Source organism: Nocardioides lianchengensis, assembly GCF_900101465.1.
Taxonomy (GTDB): domain Bacteria; phylum Actinomycetota; class Actinomycetes; order Propionibacteriales; family Nocardioidaceae; genus Nocardioides; species Nocardioides lianchengensis.
The window spans coordinates 20449-29682 of record NZ_FMZM01000006.1 but is presented as its reverse complement, the minus strand read 5'-3'; the positions used below and the strand labels follow the sequence as shown (position 1 = coordinate 29682).

The window sequence follows — 9234 nt, the reverse complement described above, 5'->3', positions numbered from 1 at the left end:
GGGGTTTCGACACGGGACTTCGTCCCTGCTCAACCACCGGACCCCGGTGGTTGAGCAGGTTGCGCAGCAACCGTGTCGAAACCCGGTGAGCCGCCTCGCCGGGTCAACCAGCCTGCTCGTTCCCCGCCGGCTGGTTGGCTCGGACCTTCTCCTGCTCGGCCTTGAGCATCAGCGCGATGTCGATGAGCTGGTCCTCCTGGCCGCCGATCAGCTTGCGGCGCCCCGCCTCGAGCAGGATCTTGGCGCCGGAGACGCCGTACCGCTCGGCGGCGTTGCCAGCGTGCTTGAGGAACGAGGAGTAGACGCCGGCGTAGCCCATCATCAGGGTCATCCGGTCGAGCTGGCACTCCTCGGGCATGGCCGGCTTGATGACGTCCTCGGACGCGTCGACGATGGTCAGGAAGTCGATGCCGGTCTTCCAGCCGAGCTTGTCGCAGACGCCGACGAAGGCCTCCAGCGGCGTGTTGCCGGCGCCCGCGCCGAAGCGGCGGACCGAGCCGTCGATCTGGGTCGCCCCGGCCCGGGCCGCGATGACGGTGTTGGAGACGCCGAGGCCGAGGTTCTCGTGGCCGTGGAAGCCGACCGTCGCCTCGTGGCCGATCTCGGCGACCACCGCGGCGACCCGGTCGGCGGTCTGCTCCATGACGAGCGCGCCGGCGGAGTCGACGACGTAGACGCACTGGTTGCCGGCGTCGACCATGATCCGTGCCTGCTTGGCCAGCACCTCGGGCGGCTGGGTGTGGCTCATCATCAAGAACCCGACCGTCTCCAGGCCGAGCTCGCGGGCGAGGCCGAAGTGCTGGATCGAGGTGTCGGCCTCGGTGCAGTGGGTGGCGATCCGACAGATCTGGCCGCCGTTGTCCTGGGCGGCGCGGATGTCGTCCTTGGTGCCGACCCCGGGGAGCATCAGGAAGGCGATCTTGGCCCGCTTCGCGGTCTCGGCCGCGATCCGGATCAGCTCCTGCTCGGGAGTCTTCGAGAAGCCGTAGTTGAACGACGACCCGCCCAGCCCGTCGCCGTGGGTGACCTCGATGACCGGCACGCCGGAGTCGTCGAGGGCTTCGACGATGTCGTGCACCTCCTGGGCGGTGAACTGGTGCCGCTTGTGGTGCGAGCCGTCGCGCAGGCAGGTGTCGGTGAGGCGCAGGTCCAGGCCGGAGTCGGGATCAGCGTCGGACCAGGTGCGGGTCAGCGTGTTGAGGTCGCTCATGCGTGGCTCCCGATGATCGAGCGGGCGATGTTGTCGCCCACCTGGGTGGCGGCGGCGGTCATGATGTCGAGGTTGCCGGCGTACGGCGGCAGGTAGTCGCCGGCGCCCTCGACCTCGACGAAGACCGAGACCTTCACCTGCCCCTGGGTCGCGGCCGACGGCTCGTCGATCTGCGGCTCCTGGAGCAGCCGGTAGCCGGGGACGTACTCCTGGACGGCCTTCTCCATCGCGAAGACCGACTGGACGATCGCGTCGCGGTCGGCGTCCGGCGGGACCGCGCAGTAAATCGTGTCGCGCATGATCATCGGCGGCTCGGCGGGGTTCAGGATGATGATCGCCTTGCCCCGCCCGGCACCGCCGATGCTCTGGACGCCGGCGGACGTGGTGCGGGTGAACTCGTCGATGTTGGCGCGGGTGCCCGGGCCGGCGGACATCGACGACACCGAGGCGACGATCTCGGCGTACGACACCGTGGCGGCCCGCGAGACGGCGGCGACCATCGGGATGGTGGCCTGGCCGCCGCAGGTGATCATGTTGACGTTCATCGCGGCCACGTGCTCCTGACCGTTGACCGGCGGGATCACGGCCGGACCGACGGCCGCCGGCGTCAGGTCGACCGCCCGGATGCCGGCCTCCTCGTAGCGGGGCGCGTACTCGCGGTGCACGTACGCCGAGGTCGCCTCGAAGATCAGGTCGGGCAGGACGTCCTGCTTCAGCAGCCAGTCGACGCCCTCGTGGGTCGACTCCAGCCCCTGGGCCGCCGCGATCTTCAGCCCCTCGCTGGCCGGGTCGACGCCGATCATCCAGCGGGGCTCGATCACCTCGGAGCGCAGCAGCTTGAACATCAGGTCGGTGCCGATGTTGCCCGGCCCCACGATGGCGGCGGTCAGCTTCCTGGTCAACGGATCACTCCTCGAACGAGACGGCCAGCGGTGCGAAGCCGCTGATGGTCGCCACGACCCGGTCACCCGGGGCGAACGGCACGAACGGGCCCAGGGCCCCGGACAGGATCAGGTGGCCGGCGCGCAGCGGGTCGCCGAAGGCCTGCGCCTGCACGGCCAGCCAGCGCAGCGCCTCGAGCGGGTCGCCCAGGCAGGCCGCCCCGGTGCCCGACGAGCGCTCCTCGCCGTTGATGGTCAGCGACATGGTGACGTCCCGCGGCTCCAGCTCGTCGAGCGTGCGGCCGTCGGTGCCGACGACGAACAGCCCGCTGGAGGCGTTGTCGGCGACCGTGTCGGTGAAGGTGATGTCCCAGCCGGCGATCCGGGAGTCGACGATCTCCAGCGCGGGCAGCGCGACCTCGACCGCGGCCCGGACGGTCTCGGGGGTGATCTCGCCGTCGAGGTCGTGGGCCAGCACGAAGGCGACCTCGCCCTCCACCCGCGGCTGCACGAGCGTGCGCATCGAGATCGGGTCGTCGTGCGAGACGTCCATGTCGCTGAGCAGGTAGCCGAAGTCGGGCTGGTCGACCCCGAGCTGGTCCTGCACGGCCTTCGACGTCGCGCCGATCTTGCGGCCGACCACGTGGACGCCGCCGGCGAGCCGTGCCTGCACGAGTCCCTGCTGCACGGCGTACGCCGCCGGGAGGTCGTCGGTGCCGATCAGGTCGCGTACGGCGGCGCACGGGACCCGGGTCGCCTGGGCCTCGGCCAGCCTCCGGACCGCCGCCTCGACGGCCGCCCGGTCGGCATCGGTGTTCGTCACGGGCACTAGAGTAGAACCTGTTACAGTTTCACGCCATGACGACCCCCCTTCCGGACAGCGTCGACGTCGTGGTCGTCGGCGCGGGTGGTGCCGGGATGACGGCCGCGCTCGCGGCGAAGAAGCGCGGCCTCGACACGGTCCTGCTCGAGAAGAGCGCCTACTTCGGCGGCTCGACCGCCCGCAGCGGCGGCGGGGTCTGGATGCCCGGCAACTACGCCCTGAAGGCGGCCGGTCAGGCGGACGACCTCGCGCTCTCGAAGCAGTACCTCGACGCGATCGTCGGCGACGACGTGCCGAAGGTGCGCCGCGACACCTACCTCGACCGCGGCGCGGAGGTCCTCGACTTCATCCGCGAGACCACTCCCCTGCGCTTCACCTGGGTGCCCGACTACGCCGACTACCACCCGGAGCGGCCCGGCGGGCGGCCCGCGGGCCGCAGCTGCGAGCCGATCCCGCTGGATGCGCGCTTCCTCGGCGACGAGCTGAAGCGGCTGCACCCGCAGTACACCAAGGCGCCGGCCAACATGATCGTGACGCAGGCCGACTTCCGGAAGATCAGCCTCGGCCTGCGCACCCTGCGCGGCCCGATCACGATGGCCAAGGTGGTCGTCAAGCGGCTCATCAGCGGCCTGCTCGGTCGCCGGATGTACGCCATGGGCAACGCGATCGCCATCGGCCTGCGCAAAGGGCTGATCGACGCCGACGTGCCGGTGCACTACGAGACCGAGCTGACCGACCTGCTCATCGAGGACGGCCGGGTTGCGGGCGTCGTCGTACGCCGGGGCGAGGAGTCGGTGACCGTCCGGGCCCGGCTCGGCGTGGTCCTGGGCAGCGGCGGGTTCGAGCGCAACCTGGAGATGCGCGAGAAGTACCAGCCGCAGCCGACCTCGGTCGACTGGACGACCGGGTCGCAGTTCAACACCGGCGGCGGGATCCTCGCCGGCATCGCGGCCGGCGCCGAGACCGACCTGCTCGACGACTCGTGGTGGGGCCCGACCATCCCGCTGCCGGGCGGTCCGTGGTTCTGCCTCGCCGAGCGCAACCTGCCCGGCTCGCTCATCGTCAACCAAGCCGGCGAGCGGTTCATGAACGAGGCGCTCCCGTACGTCGAGGCGGTCCACGAGATCTACGCCGGCGAGGCCACCGGCGTCGGCCACGTCCCGTCCTGGATGATCATCGACCAGCGCTACCGCAACCGCTACGTCTTCGCCGGGCTGATGCCGCGCCAGCCCTTCCCGGGCCGCTGGTACAAGTCCGGCACGCTCAAGAAGGCCGACTCCATCGACGCCCTGGCCGCGGAGATCGGCGTACCGCCCGAGGCGCTGAGCGCGACGATCGAGCGCTTCAACGGCTTCGCGCGCACCGGCGTCGACGCGGACTTCCACCGCGGCGAGAGCGCCTACGACAAGTACTACTCCGACCCCACCGTCAAGCCGAACCCGTCGCTGCACACGATCGACGACGGTCCGTTCTACGCGGTCAAGATCGTGCCGGGCGACCTCGGCACCAAGGGCGGCCTGGTCACCGACGAGCGGGCCCGCGTCGTCCGTCCCGACGGATCGGTCATCCCCGGCCTGTACGCCGCCGGCAACGTCTCGTCGGCCGTCATGGGCCACACGTACGCCGGCCCCGGCGCCACCATCGGCCCCGCCCTCGCCTTCGGCTACCTGGCCGCCGAGGACCTCGCGAACGACGCCGCCCGGCAGGAGAGCGCCTGATGCCCATCGACCCGTCCGTGGCCGTCGGCGCCGAGCTGGGGGCCACCGAGTTCTCGTGGTCCGAGAGCGACGTGCTGCTCTACCACCTGGCGATCGGCGCGACCGACCTCTCGTACACCCTGGAGACCGCCGGGCTGCAGGTCCTGCCGTCGTTCGGCGTGGTCGCCCCGACCTTCCACATGAGCGACCCGCCGCCGCTCGACCTGCCCGGCTGCGACATCAACCTTGCGCAGGTCGTGCACGGGTCGCAGTCCATCAGCGTCACCGGCCCGCTCCCGACCTCCGGCACCGCGACCGTCTCGACCCGGATCAGCGAGATCTGGGACAAGGGCAAGGCGGCGGTGATCTGGCAGGAGGGCGTCGCCACGTCGCCCGACGGCCGGGAGCTGTGGACCACGCGCTCGTCGATCTTCGTCAAGGGCGAGGGCGGCTGGGGTGGCGACCGTGGCTCGGCCGAGCCGGTGGTGCTGCCCGAGCGCGACCCCGACGCCGACACGTCGTACGACGTGCTGCCCCAGCAGGCCCTGCTCTACCGGCTCTGCGGCGACCGCAACCCGCTGCACGCCGACCCCGCCTTCGCGCAGGGAGCCGGGTTCCCGGCGCCCATCCTGCACGGGCTCTGCTCCTACGGCATCGTGCTGCGCACCCTGACCGAGCAGCTGCTCGACGGGGACGCGTCCGCGGTGGCCGGGTTCGGGGTGAAGTTCGCGGGCGTCCTCTTCCCCGGCGAGACCGTCCGGGTCCGCGGCTGGCGCGAGAACGGCCGGATCGTCGGGGCCGCCACGGTCGCCGGCGGCGAGCGCGACGGTGCTCCGGTGCTCGGTGACGTGGTTCTGACGACCGCTTAGCCGGACACCCGCCCCAGGACGTACAGCCGGCGGGTCGTCTCGCCCCGCTTCGTCCGCGGACCACGGACGTACCACTCGACGTCGGTCAGGCCGGCCGCCTCGACCAGCGCGACGATGGTGGCCGGGTCGTGGCGCACGAAGTCCAGGGGCGGCACCTCGTCGTCGAACCAGCTCGAGATCCGGGCGACCTCGTCACCGGCCTGCATGGCCAGCACCAGCAGGCCGCCCGGCTCGATCGGGCGCAGCAGCGACATCAGCGCGGCGGGCAGCTCGGACTCGGCCAAGTGGATGAGCGAGTACCAGGCGAGCACGGCCCGCCAGCCGGGGGCGGTCTCGGGGCGGATCAGGCGACGCAGGTCGCCGACGTCGTACCGCACGCCGGGGTGGCGGCGCCGCGCCTCCTCGACCATCTCGGGGGTCAGGTCCAGCCCGCGGGCGTCCGCGCCGGCGGCGGCGAGGTACGCCGTCACGTGGCCCGGCCCGGACCCGACCTCGACGACCGGCCCGCCCTCGGCGTCCGCGGCGACGCGGTCCAGCAGCCAGCGCTCGAAGGGCAGGCCGTCCAGCTCGTCGGACAGCCGCTCGGCGTACGTCTCGGCGACGGCGCCGTACGTCGCCCGCACCCGGGTGTCGCGCGCGTCCGCGCCGTCGGCCACCGGCACCTCCCGGTCGACCGAGGACGCCCGCGGGGCAGCGGTCGCAGGCTCGGCGACCTCGCCGAGCAGATGCACCCAGCGCGGGTCGTGCTGGCCGGGCTGGCGCGGCAGCTCCCGGACCAGTCCGCGCTCGGCCATCACCGCCAGACAGGCCTCGACCTCGCCGCGGTCCGCGAAGGCGTGCAACCGCTCGGTGCGGGTGCGCAGCTCGCCGGGCGCGTTCGGGCCCCGCAGCAGCAGCACCGTCAGCAGCGCCCGCTCGTCGTCGCCGAGGCCCAGCGCCTCGTCGACGATCTGGTGGTACTTCAGCGTCCGCCGACCGGTGTCGGACCAGACGATCCGCAGCAGGCCGCGGTCCTTCAACCGCCGGCCGACCTGCTCGACGGTGTGCTCGTCGTAGTCGACCACCGGCTCGCGGCTGCTGGTCTGGTTGCAGGCCGTGCGCAGCCCGCTGAGGGAGAGGGGGTACGACGCGGGCACGGTCCGCTGCTTCTCCAGCAGCGCACCGAGCACGCGCTGCTCCTCGGCGTCCAGGACGGGGAGGTCGCTCACGCGAGCAAGCCTAGTGACGTCCGTCGAGCCGTCCCATCAGGACCCGGTGGGCGTCGGTCTCCGCCCGCTCGGTCTCGGCCGCGGACAGGTCGGACCAGAGCATCTGCTTGCTCAGCGCGACCGCTGCCGGGTCCGCGTGTGCGGCGACGTCGCGGGCCAGGTCGAGCGCGGCCGGCAGCACCTCCTCGGCGGGCAGCGCCCGCGTGGCGATCCCGCGCGCGGCGGCCTCGGCCCCGGTGATCGTCCGGCCGGTGAGTAGCAGGTCGGCCGCCGCCGCGAGACCGACCGCCCGCCGCAGGCTCCAGTGGCTCTGCGCGTCGCCGACCACCCCGAACCGGACCTGCGGCACGGCCAGGCGCGCGTCCTCGGCCACCAGGCGTACGTCGGCCTGCAGCGCCAGGGTGAGCCCGATGCCGATCGCGGGCCCGTTGATCGCGGCCACCACGAGGGTGCTGAGCTCGAAGGCCGGCGGTCGGACCGGCGAGGCACTGAACCCCGGCCCCGGCGGCGCGAACGAGCCGGACTCGGGCGCCAGGTCCGCGCCCGCGCAGAACGCCCGCCCGGCCCCGGTCAGCACCACGACCCGCACGTCGGCGTCGGCCTCGCAGGCGCGATAGGCCTCACCGAGGTCCCGTCCGGTCGCCGCCGTGAACACGTTGAGCCGGTCCGCGCCGTCGAGTGTCACCAGGCCGACCCCGTCGGCCACCTCGAGGGTCACTCCGGTCGGCATGGCCGGACGCTATCGGGTGCTCCGACCGACGGCATCCCGACTAGACCGGCATCTTGCGCAGCGCCCAGGAATCTCCTCGCGGAGGTGCAGGTTCGCCGGGCCCCGCCGCGGCGCGACGCCGGGACGTCCACGAGACCAGAGCAGGAAAACATCGGCAGGAAAGGTGACTTCTCCAGCAGAACCCGCATTCCGGTCCCGACGAGGGGCACCGGCGCGAGAAGGTGTCGCCTCAACTCCCCCCGACCGAGGCCGATCTGATCGACGTGTCCCCCCGCCACAGCCTCGTCGCCGCCCTCCTCCTGACGGCCGCGACGCTCCTGCCCGCCTCCACTCCCTCTGCCGCCCACGCGGCGACCGTCGACGACCTCGGTCGCAAGACGGCCGGGCGCACCTTCTACGTCGACCCCCTCCTCGGCTCGGACCGGGCCAGTGGCCGGGGCCCCCTCGCCGCGTGGCGCTCCCTGACCAAGGTCAGCGCCGACGGCCTCCGCCCGGGGGACACGGTCCTGCTCCGCGCCGGTCGCCGGCACCGCGGCGGTCTCGACCTGCGCGTCGACGGCACCCGATCCCGGCCGGTGACGGTCGGCCGCTACGGACGTGGGGCCCGCCCCGTCGTCGCGCAGGGCGGGTGTGTCACGCTCCGCGGCGACTGGACCCAGGTGATCGGCCTCGCCGCCGTCCGCTGCGGACGGGCCGGATTCACCGTCGAGGGCGCGCACGTCGTCCTCCGCGACATCTTCGCGACCGACAACGTGGCCGGGGTCTGGATCCGCGAGGGCGCGTCGTACGCCACGGTGAGCGACAGCGTGCTGCGCGACAACGACCGGATGGCCGGCGGGACACCCGGACCCGACGACGACTACGGCGCGTTCGGGGTCGAGGTGAACGGCGACCACGCCCGGGTCACCCGCAACGTCATCAGCGGCAACCGGGCCCGCTCGGCCGACTACGGCGAGGACGGGTCTGCGGTCGAGGTCTACCAGGCCGTCGGTACGACGATCGACCACAACCGGTCGATCGACAACCTGGCCTTCACCGAGCTCGGCGGCAAGCGCACCCGCGGCACCCGGGTCGCCTACAACAGCGTCCGCAGCTCGCTGCGCGCCGGCAGCTTCCTGATGACCCGCGGCCCCGGGCAGACCTGGGGACCGGTCGTCGGCACCGTCGCCGAGCACAACACCGTCCGGCTGACGGGGGCGAAGTCCTTCGGTTTCGGCTGCTACGGCGGCTGCACGCCCAAGATCCTCACCCTGCGGCGCAACGTCATCGTGGCCGGCTGGTACGCCGGCTGGGCCGACGGCACCTTCGCCTCCGCTCAGAACATCTACGGCGGCGAGATCTGGTTCGACCTCGCCCGCACCGACAGCACCGCCTCGCCCCGCTTCGTGAACGCCGCCCGCGGCGACCTCCGCCTCGCCCCCGGCTCCCCCGCCCTCGACCGCGTCGCCTCCGCCGCCTGGGGCACCGACGTCAACGGACGCTCCCTCCCCCGGGACGGCGACGGCGACGGCATCGCCCGGGTCGACCTGGGCGCCTACGAACGCTGACCCACACCGCCGGGACCACCTCCGGCGGATGCGCCGCCGGTGGTCCCTGTCGACGGTGGTCTCTCCCGTGAAGGACGAAGTCCTGAACGCCCGTCGAGACCCCCGCACCCAACAAGCAACCCTCGGAAGGTCGGCCCCCTCCGCCGGTCACTGTCGCCGGTGGTCGAGCAGTGAAGGACGAAGTCCTGAACGCCCGTCGAGACCCCCGCAGCCAACAAGCGACCGCGCCCCTTCACGGGTCTCTGCCGTGGCGTCTGCGCTTGGCACCA

At 72.6% G+C, this 9234-nt stretch carries 8 protein-coding genes; 3 read left to right on the top strand and 5 right to left on the bottom strand.

Annotation, left to right across the window (positions count from 1 at the left end; translation table 11 throughout):
* Nucleotides 1-103: 103 nt before the first annotated feature.
* The 3 genes from dmpG to BLT76_RS11780 are packed head-to-tail and all read right to left on the bottom strand — an operon-like array spanning nucleotide 104 to nucleotide 2914.
* Nucleotides 104-1210 (bottom strand): 4-hydroxy-2-oxovalerate aldolase, encoded by a 1107-nt coding sequence (dmpG, locus tag BLT76_RS11790; RefSeq protein WP_090855771.1) that lies wholly within the window; start codon nucleotides 1208-1210, stop codon nucleotides 104-106.
* Complete coding sequence (locus BLT76_RS11785; protein ID WP_090855768.1) at nucleotides 1207-2112, bottom strand: acetaldehyde dehydrogenase (acetylating); 906 nt, start codon at nucleotides 2110-2112, stop codon at nucleotides 1207-1209. The genes dmpG and BLT76_RS11785 overlap by 4 nt, the downstream gene beginning before the upstream one ends.
* Nucleotides 2113-2116: 4 nt before the next feature.
* Nucleotides 2117-2914 (bottom strand): 2-keto-4-pentenoate hydratase, encoded by a 798-nt coding sequence (locus BLT76_RS11780; RefSeq protein WP_090856583.1) that lies wholly within the window; start codon nucleotides 2912-2914, stop codon nucleotides 2117-2119.
* Between the two features lie 35 nt (nucleotides 2915-2949).
* Between BLT76_RS11780 and kstD the strand changes: the two genes are divergently transcribed.
* Nucleotides 2950-4632, top strand: a complete 1683-nt coding sequence (gene kstD / locus BLT76_RS11775) for a 3-oxosteroid 1-dehydrogenase (protein WP_090855764.1) — start codon at nucleotides 2950-2952, stop codon at nucleotides 4630-4632.
* Nucleotides 4632-5480, top strand: coding sequence for a MaoC family dehydratase (locus BLT76_RS11770; protein ID WP_090855761.1), 849 nt, complete (start codon nucleotides 4632-4634; stop codon nucleotides 5478-5480). The genes kstD and BLT76_RS11770 overlap by 1 nt, the downstream gene beginning before the upstream one ends.
* Here BLT76_RS11770 and BLT76_RS11765 read toward each other — a convergent pair.
* Nucleotides 5477-6688 carry a DUF480 domain-containing protein gene (locus tag BLT76_RS11765; protein WP_211752908.1) on the bottom strand — a complete coding sequence of 404 codons (1212 nt, stop codon included), beginning with the start codon at nucleotides 6686-6688 and terminating at the stop codon, nucleotides 5477-5479. The two genes, BLT76_RS11770 and BLT76_RS11765, sit on opposite strands and share 4 nt — an antisense overlap.
* A 10-nt stretch (nucleotides 6689-6698) precedes the next feature.
* Nucleotides 6699-7418, bottom strand: coding sequence for an enoyl-CoA hydratase-related protein (locus BLT76_RS11760; RefSeq protein ID WP_090855758.1), 720 nt, complete (start codon nucleotides 7416-7418; stop codon nucleotides 6699-6701).
* A gap of 263 nt (nucleotides 7419-7681) precedes the next feature.
* Here BLT76_RS11760 and BLT76_RS11755 point away from each other — a divergent pair, with 263 nt between their 5' ends.
* Nucleotides 7682-8965 (top strand): right-handed parallel beta-helix repeat-containing protein, encoded by a 1284-nt coding sequence (locus BLT76_RS11755; protein WP_139175499.1) that lies wholly within the window; start codon nucleotides 7682-7684, stop codon nucleotides 8963-8965.
* Nucleotides 8966-9234: the final 269 nt, after the last annotated feature.